The sequence below is a fragment of the Gemmatimonadaceae bacterium genome (genome assembly GCA_020846935.1).
In the GTDB taxonomy this organism is placed as follows: domain Bacteria; phylum Gemmatimonadota; class Gemmatimonadetes; order Gemmatimonadales; family Gemmatimonadaceae; genus RBC101.
In genome coordinates, this window is the sequence record JADLCY010000006.1 from 234,539 (window position 1) to 253,956 (window position 19,418).

The window sequence follows — 19,418 nt, forward strand, 5'->3', positions numbered from 1 at the left end:
TCCTGTGGTCCAACGCGCCGATTCCGCCGAGCCCGCCATCGAGTCTGTCGCCCGAAATCGGCAGGCCCGGCACGAATACCAGATCCTCGAGACCTGGGAGGCGGGGATCGTGCTGGCCGGCACCGAGGTCAAGTCGCTGCGGGAGGGCAAGGCCAACATCTCGGACGCGTATGGCATCGTCCGGGATGGCGAGGTGTACCTCCTCAACATGAACATCTCCCCCTATGAGCGCGGAGGCTACGTGAATCACGAGCCCACGCGCCTGCGGAAGCTGCTGCTCCATCAGCGAGAGATCCGCCGGCTCATCGGTGGCGTGGAGCGTCAGGGCCTGACCCTCGTTCCGCTCGAGGTGTACTTCCGGAACGGCCGCGCGAAGGTTCGGCTGGCGCTCGCCAAGGGGAAAAAGCTGCACGACAAGCGCGACGACTCCCGCCGGCGTGATGCCGAGCGCGAGATGGCGCGCGCCTTCAGGCGTCGATGACGCGCCTGCTGTCGCTCGTTGGCATCGTCGCCGCGCTGCAGGGGCAGGCGCCGGCCTCGCTGGTGATCCGCGCTGGTGAGGTCTCCACGCCGCTGCCGGTGCTGGTCACGAGGCGCGGCCCGATGGTGCGACTCGAAGACGGGATCCAGGCGCTCGGGGCAGCCCTCGTCCGTGGTGGAAACGACGCCTGGCGCCTGGTCATCGGTAGCGCCCAGATCGAACTGTCGGTGGGGCTCGCGGTTGCGCGCACCAGGGACGGTGTGCAGCCGCTGGCCGCACCGCCCACCATGTTCGAGGGCAAGCTGCTCGTGCCCCTGGCGCTCCTGACCGACGTCGTGCCTCGGGTGTCGACCGGATACACCTACTCGGCGGGGGTGCTCTCCTGGGCGGGTGTGCGGACGCGCGTGGCCGCGCCCGCACCCGCAGCGTCCTCGCCCCCGCGGTCGACGATGCCGAGTCCTGACGCTGGAGGACGCCGCGAGCCGCCGCCGCGCCTCGTGGTGGTGGATGCCGGGCACGGGGGCCCCGACAAGGGCATGCAGGGGCCGATCGGTGTGTCGCGAAAGGTGCTGGAGAAAGACATCACGCTTGGCGTTGCGCGCCGGTTGCGCGACGCGCTCAGGCAGCGCGACGTCGCGGTGGTCATGACCCGCACGTCAGATACCTTGATCGCCCTGGGAGATCGTGGTCGGATTGCGAATCAGGCCAAGGCCACGCTCTTCGTGTCGATTCACGTGAACGCGGCCAACCCCCGCTGGCGCGACCCGGGAGCGGCGCGCGGATTCGAGACGTATTTCCTCTCCGAGGCCAAGACCGACGATGAGCGCCGAGTCGAGGCCATGGAAAACGAGGCGGTGAAATACGAGGGTGAGGCCGAGATCGACGCGGGGGATCCGGTGTCGTTCATCCTCAACGACATGAAGCAGAACGAGTACCTCCGTGAGTCGAGCGACCTCGCCGCCGCGATCCAGGCGCGCCTGGCGCGGATGCATCCCGGCCCCGATCGCGGCGTCAAGCAGGCGGGCTTCAAGGTCCTGGTCACGGCGTTCATGCCTGCGGTGCTCGTCGAAATCGGCTTCGGATCCAATCGCGCCGAGTCGCGCTACATCGCCTCTGCCGAGGGGCAGAATGAGCTGGCGGCAGCGATCGCGGACGCCGTCGTCGAGTACCTCGATCGACTGGGAAAGAAGATGCAGGCAGGGCCCTCGTGAGTGTCGCGAGTCTCGTGGGCGATGTCGGTGGCATTCCCCTGCAGAACCCGGTACTGCTCGCGGCGGGAACGGCCGCGTACGGTGACGAACTCGATGGGGTGATGGACCTCGAGTCGCTGGGCGGACTGGTGACGAAGGCGGTGAGTCTCGAGGCACGACCTGGGGCACCATCGCCGCGCGTCGCCGACTTTCCCGGCGGCATGATCAACGCGATTGGCTTGGCCAATCCCGGTGTGGAGGCGGTGCGCGCCACGCACCTGCCGTGGCTGGCCGCCAACGTGCGCCGGGCCCGAGTGCTCGTGAACGTGGTGGGCTACGCGGTGGAGGACTACGCCGCGGTCATCACGCGGCTCGACGACGCACCCGGCAAGCAGGGCTACGAGCTCAACGTGTCCTGTCCGAACGTGAAGGCTGGCGGCATGGAGTTCGGCGCCGACATCGGCGCGCTCGAGGACCTCGTGCGGCGCGCGCGCGGTGCGACCGACCTGCCGCTGTTCGTCAAGCTATCGCCCACGCTGCCGGACCTCGTGCGGAGCGCGGAAGTCGCGTTAGGCGCTGGCGCGACGGGCCTGACGCTCGTGAACACGTGGCCGGGCCTGGTCATCGACGTCGACACGCGGAAGCCCGCCCTCGGCTTCGGGACCGGCGGCGTGAGCGGTCCGGGGCTGTTGCCGATCGGGCTCCTGGCGACGTGGAAGGTGTGGAAAGCCACACACGCGCCGATCATCGGGGTCGGAGGGATCGCGAGCGCCAACGATGTGCTGCAATATCTCATGGCGGGCGCGAGCGCTGTCGGTATCGGCACGGCCGCCCTGCGCGACCCGCGGCTCCCGCATCGCGTCGTTCGCGGCCTCGAGGCATGGTGCCGCGACACTGGCGTTGCCGCATTGTCCTCCCTTCGAGGCACCCTGCAGTGGCCGACCTGAGCGCCGTCCCGATCGTTGCCCTCGATGTCCCGTCCGAACACGAGGCCATGGCGCTCGTGCGTGAACTGGGACCCCTGGCCGGCTGGTACAAGGTGGGTGGTGAGCTGTTCACCGCGTGCGGGCCGTCCGTGGTACGGGCCATCAGGGCCAGCGGCCGACAGGTGTTTCTCGACCTCAAGTTTCACGACATCCCGAATACGGTGCGCGCGTCCGCCCGTTCCGCGGCGGGGCTTGGCGCCTCGATGATCACCGTGCACGCGTCGGGAGGGGCAACCATGGTGCGTGCGGCGGTGGAGGGGGCCGGGCCAACCTGTCACGTCATGGGCGTGACCGTGCTGACGTCAATGGATGCACCGTCGCTGGCGGAAACGTGGGGGAGGGTGGAGAGCGGGGTGGAGCTGCTGGGGGAAGTGGTCCGACTGGCGGGGATCTGTGCCGGGGCGGGGACGCACGGCGTGGTCTGCTCGGGGCATGAGGCGTCGGCGATCGTGGAGCGGTTTTCGGGCCTGAACCCCCTGGTGCCGGGGATCCGGTTTGCCGAGGGGTCGTCGCACGATCAGGTGCGGGTGATGACGCCGCGGCGGGCGGTGGAGGTGGGGGCCCGGTATCTCGTATTGGGGCGGGCCGTGACCGCGGCGCCCGATCCGCGCTCGGCGATGCAGCGGGTGTTGGACGACATTCGCGCCACGTGAGCGGGGAGTGTGATCGTCCCCTTGCATGGGCTCCGTAACCCCCGTAATTTGAGCGTCTTGCCCGATTTCGGGGCATTTCAGAATCCAGGCGCGTACGGGAGTGTTACCGTGAAAGTTCGGACCAGCGTGAAGCCGATCTGCGAGCACTGCAAGGTGGTCAAGCGATCGGGCGTGACACGCATCATCTGCAAGCGCAACCCTAAGCACAAGCAGCGGCAGGGCTGACATGGCACGCATTTCCGGTGTAGACCTTCCGCGCGAAAAGCGCGTCGAGATCGGGCTCACGTACATCTTCGGGATCGGGCGCGCGACGGCGCAGGCCATCCTCGAGAAGTCCGGAGTGAGCCCGGACCTTCGTGTGCGCGACCTGACGGAAGCCGACGTCAACAAGCTGCGTCAGACGATCGAAAAGGACCATCGCGTGGAGGGCGCGCTGCGCACCGAGATCGCGATGAACATCAAGCGCCTGATGGACATCGGGTCGTATCGCGGGATCCGGCATCGCCGCGGCCTTCCGGTCCGCGGGCAGCGTACTCACACCAACGCGCGCACCAAGAAGGGGCCGCGCCGCGCCATCGCGGGCAAGAAGAAGGTGACCAAGTAGTCCTATGGCAACTGGAAAGAAGACCAAGCGCGTCGTGGAGGCGGAAGGCATCGCCCACGTCAACGCCACGTTCAACAACACGCTGGTGACCATCACCGACGTCCACGGGAATACCGTGTCGTGGGGCACGTCGGGCAAGGCGGGCTTCAAGGGGTCCAAGAAGTCGACGCCGTTTGCCGCCACCGTCGCCGCCGAGCAGTGCGCGCGCGAAGCGCTCTCCGCCGGAGTGCGCCGGGTGCATGTGCGCGTGCAGGGCCCGGGGAGCGGTCGCGAGTCCGCCGTGCAGGCGCTGGCCGCCGCCGGTCTGCAGGTCAAGTCGATCAAGGACGTCACGCCGATTCCGCACAACGGCTGCCGTCCCCCCAAGCGCCGGAGGGTCTGAGTCATGCGCTACACCGGACCCAGCTGCCGTCAGTGCCGTCGCGAGGGCACCAAGCTGTTCCTCAAGGGCACCAAGTGTTTCACCGAGAAGTGCCCGGTCGAGCGTCGCCCCTATGCCCCCGGCCAGCACGGTCAGGCCCAGGCGCGCCGCCGCAAGGCATCGGAGTACTCCAAGCAGCTCCGCGAGAAGCAGAAGATCAAGCGCATCTACGGGGTGAGCGAACAGCAGTTCCGCAACACCTTCGAAAAGGTGGCCAAACTTCCGGGCATCACCGGCCACAACCTGCTCGCCGCGCTGGAGAGCCGCCTGGACAACATGGTGTACCGGATGGGATTCGCCGCGAGCCGCAAGGCGGCGCGTCAGCTGATCCGTCACGGCCACATCGAGGTGGATCGCAAGCCGGTCGACATCCCGAGCTTTGCCGTTCGCCCGGGCGCCGAAGTCCGCGTGCATGGCAAGTCGCGCGACAACGTGTGGGTGAAGGAAGCCATGGAGCATTCCGCGCGCGGCGCGTTGCCCTCGTGGCTGGCGGTGGACCGCGACTCCTTCAGTGGCCGCATGCTCGAGCGCCCCACGCGCCCGACCATCGCGATCGCCGCGCAGGAACAGCTGGTCGTCGAGTTGTACTCGAAGTAGGCAACAGGCTCCAGCCGCGTCACCGCAGACGCACGGTTTTTTCAGGATTCACTGGTCGGGACCCTGACTCCCATACGAACTCACCGCGCGTCAGGGGCGGGGTGAGGCGTCGCCGGGACCGTTCCCCGGTCGGACCCACAGGACACGCACCTCATGGCACAAGCGATCGATATCAAGGGACTGGTTCGCCCCCACCTCGTCGAGGTCAGCAAGCGGGAGGAGAACGCCAACATCGCCGAGTTCGTGCTCCAGCCCCTGGAGCGCGGCTACGGACACACGTTGGGCAACGCGATGCGCCGCATGCTGCTGTCGTCGCTGCGCGGCGCCGCGATCTGGGGCTTCCGCATCGACGGCGTCGTCCACGAGCACCAGACCATTCAGGGCGTGGTCGAGGACGTGCATCAGATCATCGCCAACCTCAAGACGCTCGTGCTCTCGATGCACGACGACGTTGAGGAGGCCGTGCTCCGCATCTCCAAGGGTGAGGCCGGCCCGGTCACCGCTGGTGACATCGGGGAGTCAGGCTCGGTGCGCGTCGTCAATCCTTCGCACCACATCCTCACGCTGCAGGACCGTCGGGACATCAGCATCGAGCTGTACGTGCGCAAGGGTCGCGGCTACGTCGAGTCCGAACAGCATGCGCTCGATCGCGGCCTCCCGATCGACCTGGTGCGCATCGACTCGATCTACAACCCGGTGCGTCGCGCGAACTTCACGGTGGCGGAAACCCGCGTGGGCCAGCGCACCGACTACGACCGGCTGACGCTCACCGTCGAGACCAACGGAACCATCACTCCCGAAGAAGCGGTCTCCTACGCGGCGGCCCTGGCGCAGTCCCACTTCCAGTACTTCGCCTCCTTCGGATCGCATACCTCGACGCCCATGTCCTTTGGCGGCGACGGCAACGGTGGCGATGGCGCGCGTCTGGCCCAGCTGTTCAAGACGCCGATCGACGACCTCGAACTCTCGGTCCGCTCCGTCAACTCGCTGAAGAACTCGAGCATCCGCAGCCTGGGTGACCTCGTGCGGCAGACGGAGAACCAGATCCTCCAGGTCAAGAACTTCGGCAAGAAGTCGCTCCAGGAAATCGCCGACCTCCTCGAGCGGGAAGGCCTCAATTTCGGCATGCGCTACGAAGATGGTGGCGATGGCGTCCGCATCATCGACTGGGGCACGGCCCCCAGCCGCGCGGCCGCCAATGCGCCTGACGACGAAGAGGAGCAATAGACCATGCGCCACCGCAAAGCGGGACGGCAGCTCCGGCGCACGAGCGAGCAGAAGCTCGCCCTGATGCGCGGGCTCGCCTCGTCCCTGTTCGAGCACGGAGCGATCGAGACCACCGAGGCCAAGGCCAAGGAACTCCGACCGTTCGTGGAGAAGCTCATCACCAAGGCGAAGTCCGGCACGCTTCACGCGCGTCGCCTCGCCGGCAGGCACATTCACAAGCGCGAGACCGCCGACAAGCTCTTCCAGGAGATCGGCCCCAGGTTCCTCAAGCGGGCCGGTGGCTACACGCGCATCCTCAAGACCGGGCACCGCAAAGGTGACGGCGCCGAGATGGCCCGCATCGAGCTGGTGGAAAGCTGATATGCCGATCAATCGCAGCCGCTGCTACTCGTGCGACAAGGGCGTCGCCTACGGCAACAACGTGTCTCACGCCAACAACAAGGTCCGCCGCACCTGGAAGCCGAACCTCCAGGTGGTGCGCGTGCAGGTTGACGGCGGCAAGATCGTGAAGGTCAAGGTCTGCACCCGCTGCCTGGCCGCCGGCAAGGTCCGGCGGGCACCAAGAGCCGCCCGCGTCGCATAACGAGGCGCGTCGACGATGCAGGGGAGCGCGCTGAGCGCTCCCCTTTTCGTTGCCCCCACCATGTCGTGACGACTGCCCTCATCACCGGCGTGACCGGCCAGGACGGCCGGTATCTCGCAGACGCGCTGGTCACGCGCGGCTATCGGGTGGTCGGTGTGGCACGCCGTGTTCCCCGCGATCCGCTTCCGCCGCAGGTCGACCTGCGGTCCATGGACGTCAGCGATGAGCAAGCCCTGACCGCGCTGCTGCAGGAGGCGCGCCCCGACGAGATCTATCACCTGGCCGCCGAGACGTCGGTCGAGCGCTCGTGGGACGATCCCGCGTCGGCGCGCGCGAGTGCACAGGCGGGCGTCACCGGATTGCTCGAACAGGCGCGATGCTGGGCACCGGCGAGCCGCATCTTCGTTGCCACATCGAGCGAGATCTTCAGCGGCGCGACCGAAACGCCGCAAGACGAGCAGACGCCGCTGGCGCCGGGCAGCCCCTACGGGGAGGGCAAGGCCGCGGTGCTGGCGGCGGTTCGTCGTGCGCGGGCCGAGTTCGGTCAGCACGTGAGCGCCGGGATTCTCTACACCCACGAGAGCCCACGGCGACCGCCGAGGTTCCTGGCGCGCAAGGTCACCCAGGCCGTCGCCAGCATCGCGGCCGGGCGTGCGCGCGAGCTGCGACTCGGAAACCTCGAGGCGCGCCGCGACTGGGGCTTTGCGGGGGACTATGTGGATGCCATGTGGCGCATGTTGCAGGCGCCCTCGCCCGACGACTACGTGATCGGTACCGGGGTGACGCGACGGGTGGTCGAGTTGTGCGACGTCGCCTTCGGGCGTGTGGGGCTGGACTATCGGGAGTACGTGGTGTCTGATCCGACGCTCTTCCGGCCGGTGGACTCGGCGACGCTCGTCGCCAACCCGGCGCGGGCGCGTCGGCAGTTGGGCTGGGCGGCGACGACGAGTTTCGAGGACATGATCGGCGCCATGGTGGACGCGGACCTCCGCGGGGGGGCGGAGCTCGGTAGTACCTGAAGTCCACTTGCCAGCTTGCGGATTGTCCCTGTCCCTGGGGCCACTGCAAAGAGAACCTCGAAGAACCGACGACCACCGGGCGGCAACACCGTCGGGCAGTGAAGGTGGCACTCCGGTGCTATTTTTCGAGGCTCTTTCGGAAGGCTGAGTGCTGGCGCACACAGCGCCCGTACTCGTGAACCGCCCTTCGCCCGCCTGTCCACGCATGCCTCGTCGCGCTGACCTGCACCGCATCCTCGTCATCGGCTCCGGCCCCATCGTCATCGGGCAGGCCGCGGAGTTCGACTACTCGGGCACCCAGGCGGCCAGGGCGCTCAAGGAGGACGGGTACGAGGTCATCCTGGTGAACTCGAACCCGGCGACGATCATGACGGATCCCGAGATCGCGCACCGCACCTACGTGGAGCCGGTGACGCCGGAGTTCGTCGAGCTGGTCATCGAGAAGGAGCGCCCCGATGCGCTGTTGCCCACGATGGGCGGGCAGACCGCACTCAACGTGGCGATGAAGCTGTCCGAGCGCGGCGTGCTGGCGAAGTACGGGGTCGAGCTGATCGGGGCGAAGGCGCGCGCGATCAAGATGGCGGAGGATCGCCAGGAGTTCGGCGATGCGATGCTGCGCATCGGGCTCAAGTGCCCGGAGGGGAAGATCGCGACGACCTGGGAGGAGGCGCTCGAGATCGCGGAGTTTACGGGGTATCCGGCGATCATCCGGCCGGCGTTCACCCTCGGCGGCAGCGGTGGCGGGATCGCGTACAATCGCGAGGAGTACGAGACGATCGTGCGCGGCGGGCTCGCGGCGTCGCCGGTGTCGCAGGTGCTCATCGAGCGCTCGTTGCTGGGCTGGAAGGAGTTCGAGCTGGAGGTGATGCGCGATTACGCCGACAACGTGGTCATCGTCTGCTCGATCGAGAACATCGACCCGATGGGCGTGCACACCGGCGACTCCATCACCGTGGCGCCGGCGATGACGCTCACCGATCGCGAGTATCAGGTGATGCGGGATGCCGCGTGTGCCGTGATCCGCGAGATCGGCGTCGAAGCCGGTGGGTGCAACATCCAGTTTGCCGTCAATCCGTCCAACGGGGAGATGGTCGTGATCGAGATGAACCCCAGGGTTTCGCGCTCGTCTGCGCTGGCCTCGAAGGCGACGGGGTTCCCGATCGCGAAGATCGGCACCAAGCTCGCCGTGGGGTATCGGCTCGACGAGATCCCCAACGACATCACGAAGACGACGCCAGCCTCGTTCGAGCCGGTCCTCGACTACGTGGTGGTGAAGTGCCCGCGGTTCGCCTTCGAGAAGTTTGCCAACGTGAGCCCACAGCTCACCACGCAGATGAAGTCCGTCGGAGAATCGATGGCGATCGGCCGCACGTTCAAGGAGGCGTTCCAGAAGGGGCTCCGCGCGCTCGAGACCGGTCGGACGGGCTGGACGGTGGGGGCGCGCCCCCAGGACGACCGGCTGCCTGACGAGTCGCTGGTGGCGCTCCGGGCCGCGCTGCGACAACCGACGCCGGAGCGGATCTTCCAGATCAAGCGTGCGCTGCTGGCGGGCATGACCATCGCCGAGATCCACGAACTGTCGGCGGTGGACCCGTGGTTCCTGCAGCAGATGCAGGAGCTGATCGAGGCCGAGTCGTGGTACGCCGGCCTGTCGGCAGTCTCGGCGGATGAGGTTCGCGAGATGAAGCGCCTGGGCTTCTCCGATCGACAGCTTGGCGCGCTGCGCAGCGAGAGCGAAGACGAGGTGCGTGCGCGCCGATGGGCGCTCGGGGTACGTCCGTCGTACAAGATGGTCGATACCTGCGCCGGCGAGTTCCCGTCGGAGACGCCCTACCTCTATTCGTCGTACGACGGAGAGAGCGAAGCGCCGCGCACAGGTCGTCGTTCGGTGATCATCCTCGGCTCGGGCCCAAACCGGATCGGGCAGGGCGTCGAGTTCGACTACATGTGCGTGCGCGCGGTCATGGCGCTCAGGGAACAGGGCATCGAGGCGATCATGATCAACTCGAATCCGGAGACCGTTTCCACCGACTACGACACCTCGGACAAGTTGTATTTCGAGCCGCTGACGCTCGAGGACGTGCTCGAGATCGTGCAGCGCGAGCAGCCCATCGGCGTGATCGTGCAGCTCGGCGGCCAGACGCCGCTCAAGCTCACGCGCGGGCTGGCGGCGGCCGGCGTTCCCATCCTGGGCACTCCGCCCGACGCGATCGACGTTGCCGAGGATCGCCAGCGCTTCGATGCCATCGCGAGGCAACTCGGCATTCAGCAGCCGGCGAACGGCACGGCCACCAGCGTCGACGAGGCAGCGCGCATTGCCGGTGCCATCGGCTATCCGGTACTCGTGCGTCCCTCGTACGTGCTGGGCGGCCGCGCCATGCAGATCGTGTATGACGATGCCTCGATGCGCGACTACTTCGAGACCGCGGCCCGGGTGAGCGAAGACCGCCCCGTTCTCATCGATCGGTTCCTCGAGGACGCCTACGAGGCCGATGTCGACGCGATCAGCGACGGTTCGTCGGTCGTGATCGGTGGCGTCATGCAGCACATCGAGGATGCGGGAATCCACTCGGGTGACTCGGCCTGCGTGTTGCCGCCGTATCTCATTCGCGACGCGCAGATCGACGCGATGAAGGTGCACACCATCGCCCTGGCAAAGGCCCTCGGTGTGGTGGGGCTCATCAACGTGCAGTTTGCCGTGAAGGACGGCGTGGTATACGTCCTCGAGGTAAACCCGCGTGGTTCTCGCACGATTCCGTTCGTGTCCAAGGCGATCGGCGTGCCGCTGGCCTCCGTCGCGACGCGGTGCATGATTGGGCAGACGCTGGCCGAGATCGGGTTCACGCAGGAGGTGGTGCCACCCTACGTGTCGGTGAAGGAGGCGGTGTTCCCCTTCACGAAGTTCCCGGCGTTCGACCCGATCCTCGGCCCGGAGATGCGATCCACGGGCGAGGTGATGGGGATCGCGGACTCCTTTGGAAGCGCGTACGCCAAGGCGCAGCTTGCGGCCGACAACGCCCTGCCGCGCGCTGGCGCGATCTTCGTCACGGTGAACGACCACGACAAACCGGCCGTGACGCCGATCGCGCGCCGGTTCCATGAGATGGGATTCGTGCTCTACTCCACCGACGGCACGGCCCGCTACCTGAAGGGGCTCGGCGTGCCAACCCGCACCGTGCGGAAGCTGCACGAAGGGCGGCCGAATGGCGTGGACCTCATGCTCAATGGCGAGGTCGGACTGCTGATCAACACGCCACTGGGCAAACACGCGCAGGCCGACGATTATCGGTTGCGTCAAACGGCCATCGCGCAGAAGGTCTCGTACACCACGACGCTGTCGGCGGCCGCGGCGGCGTGTGATGCCATTCTCGCGTTGCGTTCGCGCACGCCAACGGTGCGCTCGCTGCAGGAGTGGCATGAGGTGCTGGCGATGGAGACGGGAGTCGGCAGCTGATGTCGCGGTTCATCCATGAGTCGGCGTACGTGGACGACGGGGCCGTCGTGGGTGAGGGCACCCGGATCTGGCATTTCTGCCACGTGATGCCCGGGGCGGTCATCGGCGAGCGGTCGAGCCTCGGCCAGAACGTCGTGGTCATGCCGGGAACGCGCATCGGGAACAACGTGAAGATCCAGAACAACGTCTCGATCTACGAGGGAGTGGAGCTCGAGGACGACGTGTTCTGCGGGCCGTCGATGGTGTTCACGAATGTGGTGAACCCGCGGAGCCACGTGTCGCGCAAGGCCGAGTATCGCCGGACGCTCGTCAGGCAGGGCGCGTCGATCGGCGCCAACGCAACGATCGTGTGCGGCGTGGAGCTGGGGCGATATGCGTTCGTGGGAGCCGGGGCGGTGGTGACCGGCGACGTGAAGGCCTACGCGCTGATGGTTGGCGTGCCGGCGCGACAGGTCGGATGGATGTGCCATTGCGGGGAGAAGCTGGCCGGCACCGACGTGGTCGACGGCGCGCGCCTCGCGTGCGGCGTGTGTGGCAGCACGTACCGAATGACGGGAGAGACCCTCGAGCCCGAAGGTGAGCGATGAGCGCAACGCGGTTCCGGATCGCGGTCGTTGGCTGCGGTCGCATCAGTCGCAATCACTTCGACGCGATCGCACGCATTCCCGACCTGGAACTCGTGGCCGTGTGCGATACGGTCGAGGCCCGCGCCGAGGAGGCCGGCCGCGCGCAGCGCGTGCCGTGGTTCGCGTCCATGTCGAAGATGCTCGAGGCCGTGCCCGCGGACGTCGTCGCGATCTGCACCCCGTCCGGCCTGCATCCGTCGCACGGCATCGTGGCCGCGAAGGCCGGGAAGCACGTCATCTGCGAAAAGCCGATGGCAATCTCGCTGACGACGGCCGACGAACTCGTACAGGCGTGCGACGATGCCGGCGTGCACCTGTTCGTGGTCAAGCAGAACCGGCTCAACCCACCCATCCAGATGTTGAAGCGCGCCCTGGACAAGGGGCGCTTCGGCCGGCTGTACATGGTCAACACCACGGTGCGCTGGACGCGTCCGCAGGAGTACTACGATCAGGCGCCGTGGCGCGGGACATGGGAGTTCGACGGCGGTGCGTTCATGAACCAGGCCTCGCACTATGTCGATCTGGTGCAGTGGCTGATGGGTCCCGTGGAGTCCGTGATGGCCAAGACGGCCACGCTCGCGCGCCGCATCGAAGCAGAAGACTCCGGCATTGCCGTGCTCAAGTTCCGCAGCGGAGCGTTGGGCGTGATCGAGGTGACCATGTTGACCTACCCACGCAACCTCGAGGGCTCCATCACGCTGCTCGGTGAACACGGCACCGTGAAGATCGGGGGCACGGCGGTGAACAAGGTGGAGACCTGGCAGTTTGCCGACTATGACGACGATGACAAGCTGGTGGAGTCGGCGAGCTACGTGCCCCCGAACGTGTACGGTCATGGGCACGAGGGGTACTATCGCAATGTGATCGCGGTGCTCCGCGGCCAGGCGCAGCCGGAGACCGACGGTCGCGCCGGTCGCAAATCGCTCGAACTCATCCTCGGGATCTATGAATCGGCGCGCACCGGACACGAGGTGCCGCTGCCGCTGCGGGCCAAGGTGTAGGCCGCCCGCCCTTTCGACACGCTCGCTTTCCACGGACACCCACCGATGCCTGTTCCTCTGCTGGACCTGAAGGCGCAGCACGCCACGATCCGCGACGACGTGGTGGCCGCCATGATGCGCGTCGTCGATGATCAGCTCTTCATTCTTGGCGAACCCGTCGAGCGGCTCGAGCGCATGGTGGCCGAGCTGTCGCATGCAAAGCACGCCATTGGCTGCGCCAACGGCACGGACGCGATTCTGCTCGCCATGCGTGCGCTGGACATCGGGCGTGGCGACGAGGTCATCACGACGCCGTTCACCTTCTTCGCCACTGCAGGCACGATCCACAACGTCGGGGCCACGCCGGTCTTTGCCGACATCGAGCCGGACACGTTCAACATCTCACCGGCAGCCGCTGCGTCAGCGATCACCTCGAAGACGCGCGCCGTGATTCCCGTCGATCTCTTCGGTCAGATCGCGGCGATCGAAGACGTGGCCCTGCGCTTCAAGGGCATCCCGGTCATCGAGGATGCGGCGCAGTCCATCGGTGCGTCGCGCATGATCGATGGCGTCAAGCGGATGGCGGGCGAAGCATGCACCATCGGGACGTTTTCGTTCTTCCCGTCGAAGAACCTCGGGGGATACGGCGACGGCGGGATGATGGTCACGCAGGACGATGGCATCGCGACGCGGCTGCGTCGCCTTCGCGTGCATGGTGGAGCGAAGGTCTACTTCCACGACGAGGTGGGCTACAATTCGCGGCTCGACGCGCTGCAGGCCGCCGTGCTTGCCGCCAAGCTGCCGCACCTGTCGCACTGGAGTGCAGGGCGTCGCGCGAACGCCGCCTACTATTCGTCGAACCTCGCTGATGTTCCGGGGATCCGCACGCCGGTCGTCGACCCGGCCAACGAATCCATCTTCAATCAGTACACGATTCGCGCCGAACGTCGGGACGAGTTGCAGGCGCACCTCAAGGCCAGGGGGATCGGCACGTCCATCTACTACCCCCTGCCGCTGCACCTCCAGCCCTGCTTCGCCTATCTCGGCCTGAAGGAGGGTCAGTTTCCGGAGTCGGAGCGCGCCTCCAGGGAGGTGCTCTCCCTGCCGATTTACCCGGAGCTGACCTCGGCCCAGCTCGATGAGGTCGTGGGCACGGTTCGTGCCTTCTACGGGCGCTGACCGCGCCCCCACGTGACCGGATTCCCGGTTCCCTAACTGCATGAAAGAACAGCTACTCGCCAGGATCAAGGACCGGACGGCCGTGGTGGGGGTCGTTGGGCTGGGGTACGTGGGCCTGCCCCTGGCCATGGAGTTCGCGAAGGCCGGTTTCACGGTCATCGGATACGACGTCTCGCAGCGCACGGTCGATGCCCTGATGACGGGTGCATCGCACATCCAGGATGTGCCCGACGAGGCGGTGGCGGCGCAGGTCAAAGCCGGTCGCTTCGTGGCGACGACCGTCGAGTCGCAGTTGCGCGGCTGCGATGCGATTTCCATCGCCGTGCCGACGCCGTTGTCGAAGAGCCGCGATCCGGACATGAGCTACGTCGAGGCGGCGACGCTGGCGATCGCACGAAACGCCCGGGCCGGGATGCTGGTGGTGCTGGAGAGCACCACGTATCCGGGGACCACTCGTGAGGTGCTGCAGCCACGCATCGAGGAACTGGGGCTGGTGGTCGGTCAGGATGTCTTTCTGGCCTTTTCGCCCGAGCGGGTCGATCCCGGCAATCCGACCTGGCACACGAAGAACACGCCGAAGGTCGTTGGTGGCGTCACGGCGTCCTGCACCGAAGTGGCGGCGGCGTTCTACTCCGCATGCATCGACACGGTCGTCCCCGTCGCGAGCGCCGAGGTGGCCGAACTGGTCAAGCTGATGGAGAACACCTTTCGCGCCGTGAACATCGGCCTCGTGAACGAGATGGCGGTGGTCTGCGACAAGCTGGGCGTGAACGTCTGGGAAGTGATCAACGCGGCGGCGACCAAGCCGTTTGGCTACATGAAGTTCACGCCGGGGCCTGGCATCGGTGGACACTGCATTCCGCTCGACCCGCTGTATCTCGCGTGGAAGATGCGGACGCTGAACTATCGCACGCGCTTCATCGATCTGGCGAGCGACATCAACTCGGAAATGCCGGAGTACGTGGTCCGCAAGGTGGCCCGCGCGCTCAACGACGATCGGAAGTCGGTGCGGGGAGCACGGGTGCTCATCCTCGGGGTGGCCTACAAGAAGGACATCGACGACATGCGCGAGAGCCCGGCGCTCGAGGTCATGCGCCTGCTGTCGGAGCGTGGCGCCCAGGTGGACTATCACGATCCGTGGGTACCGAGCTTCCGCGAACACGGCGTGACGCACACGGGCGTTGCGCTGACCGTCGAGCGACTGGCGCAGACGGATGCGGTGGTGATCGTGACGGATCACAGCAACGTGGACTATCAGGTAATTGCGGATCACGCGCCGCTCGTCATGGACGCACGAAACGCGATGACGAGGGCCCGGCCCTCGCGGGCGCGCGTGGTGCCACTGTCGGCGCCGTGAGTCGAGACCGAACGAGCTACCGAGGAAACGGGAGACACGCGAAGCGATGAAGATCACTGTGGTGGGAACGGGCTACGTCGGCCTCGTGGTGGGCGCCTGCCTTGCGGAGACGGGCAATGACGTCGTGTGCGCCGATGTCGACGCGCGGAAGATCGCGATGCTTCGCGAGAACCAGATCCCGATCTACGAGCCGGGGCTCGAAGCCCTCGTGGAGCGCAACCAGACGCAGGGTCGTTTGACCTTCACGACGGACGTCGACCGGGCGATCGGCACGGCTGAAGTCATCTTCATTGCCGTCGGGACGCCGCCGGATGAAGACGGGTCCGCCGACCTTCGCCACGTGCTCACCGTGGCCGAGAGCATCGGCCGGCACATGGGTCGCGAGTGCGTCGTGGTCACCAAGTCGACGGTGCCGGTGGGGACGGCCCTCAAGGTACACGCCGCCGTCGCCAGGCACGCAAGGCTGCCGTTTCACGTCTGCTCCAACCCCGAGTTCCTCAAGGAAGGGGCCGCCGTCGACGACTTCATGCGGCCCGATCGCGTCGTCCTTGGCGTCGATTCCGATCATGCACGCAGCGTGATGGCCGAGCTGTACGCGCCCTTCGTGCGCACCGGCAAGCCGATCATCTTCATGGACATCGCCTCCGCGGAGATGACGAAGTACGCCGCCAACGCGATGCTGGCGACGCGCATCTCGTTCATGAACGAGATCGCGAACCTGTGCGAACGGGTGGGCGCGGACGTCGATCTCGTGCGCAAGGGCATCGGCTCGGACGCTCGCATCGGCCCATCCTTCCTGTTTCCGGGCCCGGGCTACGGCGGCTCCTGCTTTCCCAAGGACGTCAAGGCGCTCGTGCGCACCGCCAGGGAGTTCGGGGCTTCACTGCAGGTCCTGGACGCCGTGGAAGACGCCAACGATCGACAGAAGCAGCGTCTCTTCGAGAAGCTTCAGGCGGCCCTCGGCGGCAGCGTGTCGGGCAAGCGTGTGGCGGTGTGGGGCCTCGCCTTCAAGCCGAACACCGACGACATGCGCGAGGCTCCGTCGCTGGTGCTGATCGAGGCACTGCTGGCCGCGGGCGCAACGGTGGCGGCGCACGATCCCGCCGCGATGCACGAGGCGAAACACAAGCTGGGCGAGCGCGTCGCCTACGCCGAGACCAACTACCAGGCCCTCGAGGGCGCGGATGCGCTCGTCGTCGTCACAGACTGGAATGAATACCGCCACCCGGACTTCGCGCGCATCAAGTCCGCGCTGAAGCAGCCGGTGGTCATCGACGGCCGGAACCTCTATGCCGCGAGCAAGATGCGGCAGCTCGGCTTTACCTACGACTCCATCGGGCGAGGGCGCGCATGAGGATCCTGATCACCGGTGCGGCCGGGTTTCTTGGCTCCCACCTCAGCGACCGGTTCCTGCGCGAAGGCCACGAAGTCATCGGCCTCGACAACTTCATCACGGGCAACCCGGACAACATCGCGCATCTGGCCGGGCACGAGCGCTTCCAGTTCATCCGGCACAACATCTCGACGTACACGTACGTCGCCGGAGCGCTCGATGGCATCCTGCATTTTGCGTCGCCCGCTTCGCCCATCGACTACCTCGAGCACCCGATCGCCACACTCAAGGTGGGTTCGCTGGGCACCCACAACGCGCTCGGGCTGGCGCGCGCGAAGGGCGCGCGCTTCTTCCTCGCCTCGACGTCGGAGGTGTACGGGGATCCGCTGGTGCATCCGCAGCGGGAGTCGTACTGGGGCAACGTGAACCCCATCGGCCCGCGGGGCGTCTACGACGAGGCCAAGCGGTTCGCCGAAGCGATGACCATGGCGTACCACCGCGCCCACGGGGTGGATACCCGTATCGTGCGCATCTTCAACACCTATGGGCCGCGCATGCGTCCGCATGACGGGCGCGTCGTGTCAAACTTCATCGTGCAGGCCCTGCAGGGCGAGAACCTGACGATTTACGGCGATGGCAGCCAGACGCGTTCGTTCTGCTACGTCGACGACGAGGTCGATGGGATCTATCGGCTGTTCATGCGCGGAGACGCGCAGCCCACCAACGTCGGCAACCCGAACGAGTTCACGGTGCGTCAGTTGGCGGAACTGGTACTCGAGCTGACCGGCTCGACCAGTCGCATCGAATACCGGGACTTGCCGGTGGATGACCCGAAGGTCCGCAAGCCGGATATCACGCGTGCACGCACCATGCTCGGGTGGGAGCCTGAGATTCAGCTTCGCGACGGCGTGGAGAGAACGATCGCGTTCTTCAAGGGAGCGCTGAGGGCGCGGTGATCCCCGCAGGTCAGCAACGAGTCGTGCGTTCCCGCGTGCGCATGAGTCCGATTGCACCCGGGACTCCGGCGGTGGCCACCACCAATGCTTCGGCCGTCGACTCCCGACCTATGCCGCCGGTCCTCGCCTGACCGGCACCCTTGGCGAGGTCTCCGGGCACGTGAGCACGATCATGATGCGCCCGTCGCGACGGAGCCCCATCAACACACCTCGCCAGGCATTGGCCTGCAGCATCGCCGGCGCCGGTGGCGTGGGACGGTGCTGATCCTGCGTCGAGAGCGCGGCGGGGCCGAAGTGGTGGCGCAGCGTGTCGGCCACGTTCTCGTACGTGAGGAGCGCGCCCGGGTGCGGCGTGATGCTCACCAGCACGCGCGTTAGGCCGCCGGCCCCGAAGGTCGCAAAGACCATCGCGTCTTCGCCGTCGACCCGCGCCCTGAACGCATAGTCCCCATCGGCATCAACCTGCAGGAACTCCCACCCGAGCACGGCCGTGCGGGACCTGAGCGAGTCGACGGGCAGGCCCCACGGAACGCCGAAAAAGGGTGGCGCCGACGCGGAGGCGGACGCCGTGGCGGGAGCCTGCGCCCCGGCGGCGCACACTGGTGAGGTCAGTACGATCGCCGCAACCAGGTGGGCGACCGAAGCGAAGGTTCGGGTTCCGGCCATTGTGAGCCTCCATTGCACCGGGATCGGGCCGTTCCGGGGAGGGCCCGGCCCCGTCGCGAGGTCGGGCATCTACCCCTCTGACGCCGAGTCTCGGCGCTCGGGTACCGCACGAGCGGCCTCCGGCGTTTCGCAACGGGCGCGAACCGTCCCGGGGCGGGCAAGGGGACTTGCCGCACCCCGTGTCCTCCCGATAGGCCCACTTGTGAGCAGTGCTCGATTACGTTTCCCGTTTCCCCCGGAAACCGTTCGACGGTGTCCGGGTTCGAACCTGACAGATTGCGACGGGTACCCACCCTCGGCATGCCAGATACGCGGTTCTATCGACTCGGCCTCCTGCTCTTCCTCGCCGCGGTTTCGGGCGCGTGTGGACGCGGGTTCAAGCTGAGCCGCTACACGACGAACGAGGCCCTCTTCAACGCGGCAGTCAATGAACTGAGCCGCAAGAAGTGGGATAACGCCGTTTCCGCGTTCGAGAAGCTCACGTTCGACCTGCCGGCACGCGACACCCTGCTTCCCCTCGCCAACTGGTATCTCGCCAAGGCGCATGCGGGTCGCGGTGAACACATTCTCGCGGCGCAGGCGTTCAACCGACTTGGTGAATCCTTCGCCACGGACTCCCTCGCGGACGACGCGATGTTCGAGGCCGCACGCGAATACCAGAAACTCTGGCGCCGCCCGTCGCTCGATGCGAACTACGGGGAGCAGGCGCTGTCCGCCTACCAGTCCATGCTCGGACTCTATCCCGAGAGCGAACTGAAGGATGAGGCGGAAAAGCAGATGGGCATGCTCCAGGAATGGTTCGCGGACAAGGACTACCAGAGCGGCCTCTATTACTTCCGGCGGAAGGCGTTCGATTCCGCCATCATTTACTTCAAGGACGTCGTCAAGAACTACCCGCAAACGGCCAAGTCGCGTGAGGCGTACCTGCGCCTCGCCGAATCGTACGAAGCGATTCGGTATCGTGAAGACAAGAAAGAGGTCTGCACGACGCTCCAGGAGAAATACCCGAGGGACAAGGATGTTGCGCTCACCTGTGGGGCGCCCCCCTCCGCGGTCTCCACCCGGCCAACCAGCGATACGACGTCCCCGCCCGATACGCACTGACC

Annotated in this window: 21 protein-coding genes; 20 read left to right on the forward strand and 1 reads right to left on the reverse strand. The window is 66.7% G+C overall.

The annotated features are described in order from the left end of the window. Nucleotides 1-4: 4 nt before the first annotated feature. The 19 genes from smpB (at nucleotide 5) to IT361_08630 (ending at nucleotide 17,646) form a co-directional block, all read left to right on the forward strand. On the forward strand, nucleotides 5-481 hold the full coding sequence (gene smpB / locus IT361_08540; protein ID MCC6317723.1) for an SsrA-binding protein SmpB: 477 nt from the start codon (nucleotides 5-7) through the stop codon (nucleotides 479-481). After that, on the forward strand, nucleotides 478-1,692 hold the full coding sequence (locus IT361_08545) for an N-acetylmuramoyl-L-alanine amidase (protein ID MCC6317724.1): 1,215 nt from the start codon (nucleotides 478-480) through the stop codon (nucleotides 1,690-1,692). Before smpB ends, IT361_08545 begins: the two co-directional genes overlap by 4 nt. Beyond that, nucleotides 1,689-2,618: a dihydroorotate dehydrogenase gene (locus IT361_08550; GenBank protein MCC6317725.1), complete on the forward strand. Its 930-nt coding sequence runs from the start codon at nucleotides 1,689-1,691 to the stop codon at nucleotides 2,616-2,618. The genes IT361_08545 and IT361_08550 overlap by 4 nt, the downstream gene beginning before the upstream one ends. After that, entirely contained in the window at nucleotides 2,552-3,310 is a 759-nt protein-coding gene (pyrF, locus tag IT361_08555) for an orotidine-5'-phosphate decarboxylase (GenBank protein MCC6317726.1), read from the forward strand. The genes IT361_08550 and pyrF overlap by 67 nt, the downstream gene beginning before the upstream one ends. A 108-nt stretch (nucleotides 3,311-3,418) precedes the next feature. Continuing rightward, nucleotides 3,419-3,535, forward strand: coding sequence for a 50S ribosomal protein L36 (rpmJ, locus tag IT361_08560; GenBank protein MCC6317727.1), 117 nt, complete (start codon nucleotides 3,419-3,421; stop codon nucleotides 3,533-3,535). Between the two features lies 1 nt (nucleotide 3,536). Next, complete coding sequence (rpsM, locus tag IT361_08565) at nucleotides 3,537-3,914, forward strand: 30S ribosomal protein S13 (protein ID MCC6317728.1); 378 nt, start codon at nucleotides 3,537-3,539, stop codon at nucleotides 3,912-3,914. A gap of 4 nt (nucleotides 3,915-3,918) precedes the next feature. After that, the gene (gene rpsK / locus IT361_08570; GenBank protein ID MCC6317729.1) at nucleotides 3,919-4,296 is read left to right on the forward strand and encodes a 30S ribosomal protein S11; all 378 of its coding nucleotides are present in this window, start codon (nucleotides 3,919-3,921) and stop codon (nucleotides 4,294-4,296) included. A 3-nt stretch (nucleotides 4,297-4,299) separates the two neighbouring features. Next, entirely contained in the window at nucleotides 4,300-4,932 is a 633-nt protein-coding gene (rpsD, locus tag IT361_08575) for a 30S ribosomal protein S4 (GenBank protein ID MCC6317730.1), read from the forward strand. 153 nt (nucleotides 4,933-5,085) lie between these two features. Then, nucleotides 5,086-6,159 carry a DNA-directed RNA polymerase subunit alpha gene (locus IT361_08580; protein MCC6317731.1) on the forward strand — a complete coding sequence of 358 codons (1,074 nt, stop codon included), beginning with the start codon at nucleotides 5,086-5,088 and terminating at the stop codon, nucleotides 6,157-6,159. A 3-nt stretch (nucleotides 6,160-6,162) separates the two neighbouring features. Next, the gene (gene rplQ / locus IT361_08585; GenBank protein MCC6317732.1) at nucleotides 6,163-6,519 is read left to right on the forward strand and encodes a 50S ribosomal protein L17; all 357 of its coding nucleotides are present in this window, start codon (nucleotides 6,163-6,165) and stop codon (nucleotides 6,517-6,519) included. Nucleotide 6,520: 1 nt separating this feature from the next. Continuing rightward, nucleotides 6,521-6,742 carry a 50S ribosomal protein L28 gene (locus tag IT361_08590; protein ID MCC6317733.1) on the forward strand — a complete coding sequence of 74 codons (222 nt, stop codon included), beginning with the start codon at nucleotides 6,521-6,523 and terminating at the stop codon, nucleotides 6,740-6,742. A gap of 65 nt (nucleotides 6,743-6,807) precedes the next feature. Next, entirely contained in the window at nucleotides 6,808-7,761 is a 954-nt protein-coding gene (locus IT361_08595) for a GDP-mannose 4,6-dehydratase (GenBank protein MCC6317734.1), read from the forward strand. A 205-nt stretch (nucleotides 7,762-7,966) separates the two neighbouring features. Then, on the forward strand, nucleotides 7,967-11,215 hold the full coding sequence (carB, locus tag IT361_08600) for a carbamoyl-phosphate synthase large subunit (protein MCC6317735.1): 3,249 nt from the start codon (nucleotides 7,967-7,969) through the stop codon (nucleotides 11,213-11,215). Continuing rightward, nucleotides 11,215-11,802, forward strand: a complete 588-nt coding sequence (locus tag IT361_08605) for an N-acetyltransferase (GenBank protein ID MCC6317736.1) — start codon at nucleotides 11,215-11,217, stop codon at nucleotides 11,800-11,802. The genes carB and IT361_08605 overlap by 1 nt, the downstream gene beginning before the upstream one ends. Then, entirely contained in the window at nucleotides 11,799-12,842 is a 1,044-nt protein-coding gene (locus IT361_08610; protein ID MCC6317737.1) for a Gfo/Idh/MocA family oxidoreductase, read from the forward strand. Before IT361_08605 ends, IT361_08610 begins: the two co-directional genes overlap by 4 nt. A gap of 45 nt (nucleotides 12,843-12,887) precedes the next feature. Further along, entirely contained in the window at nucleotides 12,888-14,000 is a 1,113-nt protein-coding gene (locus IT361_08615; GenBank protein MCC6317738.1) for a DegT/DnrJ/EryC1/StrS family aminotransferase, read from the forward strand. 40 nt (nucleotides 14,001-14,040) lie between these two features. Then, nucleotides 14,041-15,357, forward strand: coding sequence for a nucleotide sugar dehydrogenase (locus IT361_08620; GenBank protein ID MCC6317739.1), 1,317 nt, complete (start codon nucleotides 14,041-14,043; stop codon nucleotides 15,355-15,357). Between the two features lie 46 nt (nucleotides 15,358-15,403). Next, nucleotides 15,404-16,711 (forward strand): UDP-glucose/GDP-mannose dehydrogenase family protein, encoded by a 1,308-nt coding sequence (locus IT361_08625; GenBank protein MCC6317740.1) that lies wholly within the window; start codon nucleotides 15,404-15,406, stop codon nucleotides 16,709-16,711. Continuing rightward, nucleotides 16,708-17,646 (forward strand): SDR family oxidoreductase, encoded by a 939-nt coding sequence (locus IT361_08630; protein MCC6317741.1) that lies wholly within the window; start codon nucleotides 16,708-16,710, stop codon nucleotides 17,644-17,646. The genes IT361_08625 and IT361_08630 overlap by 4 nt, the downstream gene beginning before the upstream one ends. Nucleotides 17,647-17,754: 108 nt before the next feature. Here IT361_08630 and IT361_08635 read toward each other — a convergent pair whose 3' ends face one another. Then, the gene (locus IT361_08635; GenBank protein ID MCC6317742.1) at nucleotides 17,755-18,312 is read right to left on the reverse strand and encodes a hypothetical protein; all 558 of its coding nucleotides are present in this window, start codon (nucleotides 18,310-18,312) and stop codon (nucleotides 17,755-17,757) included. Nucleotides 18,313-18,612: 300 nt separating this feature from the next. Between IT361_08635 and bamD the strand changes: the two genes are divergently transcribed. Beyond that, nucleotides 18,613-19,416 (forward strand): outer membrane protein assembly factor BamD, encoded by an 804-nt coding sequence (bamD, locus tag IT361_08640; GenBank protein ID MCC6317743.1) that lies wholly within the window; start codon nucleotides 18,613-18,615, stop codon nucleotides 19,414-19,416. The last annotated feature ends 2 nt before the right edge of the window (nucleotides 19,417-19,418 follow it).

Coding starts and splice junctions, on each gene's coding strand:
- IT361_08545 (MCC6317724.1), top strand. CDS start 478: ATGACGCGCCTGCTGTCGCTCGTTGGCATCGTCGCCGCGCTGCAGGGG.
- pyrF (MCC6317726.1), top strand. CDS start 2,552: ATGGTGCCGCGACACTGGCGTTGCCGCATTGTCCTCCCTTCGAGGCAC.
- rpsM (MCC6317728.1), top strand. CDS start 3,537: ATGGCACGCATTTCCGGTGTAGACCTTCCGCGCGAAAAGCGCGTCGAG.
- rpsK (MCC6317729.1), top strand. CDS start 3,919: ATGGCAACTGGAAAGAAGACCAAGCGCGTCGTGGAGGCGGAAGGCATC.
- rpsD (MCC6317730.1), top strand. CDS start 4,300: ATGCGCTACACCGGACCCAGCTGCCGTCAGTGCCGTCGCGAGGGCACC.
- IT361_08580 (MCC6317731.1), top strand. CDS start 5,086: ATGGCACAAGCGATCGATATCAAGGGACTGGTTCGCCCCCACCTCGTC.
- rplQ (MCC6317732.1), top strand. CDS start 6,163: ATGCGCCACCGCAAAGCGGGACGGCAGCTCCGGCGCACGAGCGAGCAG.
- IT361_08590 (MCC6317733.1), top strand. CDS start 6,521: ATGCCGATCAATCGCAGCCGCTGCTACTCGTGCGACAAGGGCGTCGCC.
- carB (MCC6317735.1), top strand. CDS start 7,967: ATGCCTCGTCGCGCTGACCTGCACCGCATCCTCGTCATCGGCTCCGGC.
- IT361_08605 (MCC6317736.1), top strand. CDS start 11,215: ATGTCGCGGTTCATCCATGAGTCGGCGTACGTGGACGACGGGGCCGTC.
- IT361_08610 (MCC6317737.1), top strand. CDS start 11,799: ATGAGCGCAACGCGGTTCCGGATCGCGGTCGTTGGCTGCGGTCGCATC.
- IT361_08615 (MCC6317738.1), top strand. CDS start 12,888: ATGCCTGTTCCTCTGCTGGACCTGAAGGCGCAGCACGCCACGATCCGC.
- IT361_08620 (MCC6317739.1), top strand. CDS start 14,041: ATGAAAGAACAGCTACTCGCCAGGATCAAGGACCGGACGGCCGTGGTG.
- IT361_08625 (MCC6317740.1), top strand. CDS start 15,404: ATGAAGATCACTGTGGTGGGAACGGGCTACGTCGGCCTCGTGGTGGGC.
- IT361_08630 (MCC6317741.1), top strand. CDS start 16,708: ATGAGGATCCTGATCACCGGTGCGGCCGGGTTTCTTGGCTCCCACCTC.
- IT361_08635 (MCC6317742.1), bottom strand. CDS start 18,312: ATGGCCGGAACCCGAACCTTCGCTTCGGTCGCCCACCTGGTTGCGGCG.
- bamD (MCC6317743.1), top strand. CDS start 18,613: ATGCCAGATACGCGGTTCTATCGACTCGGCCTCCTGCTCTTCCTCGCC.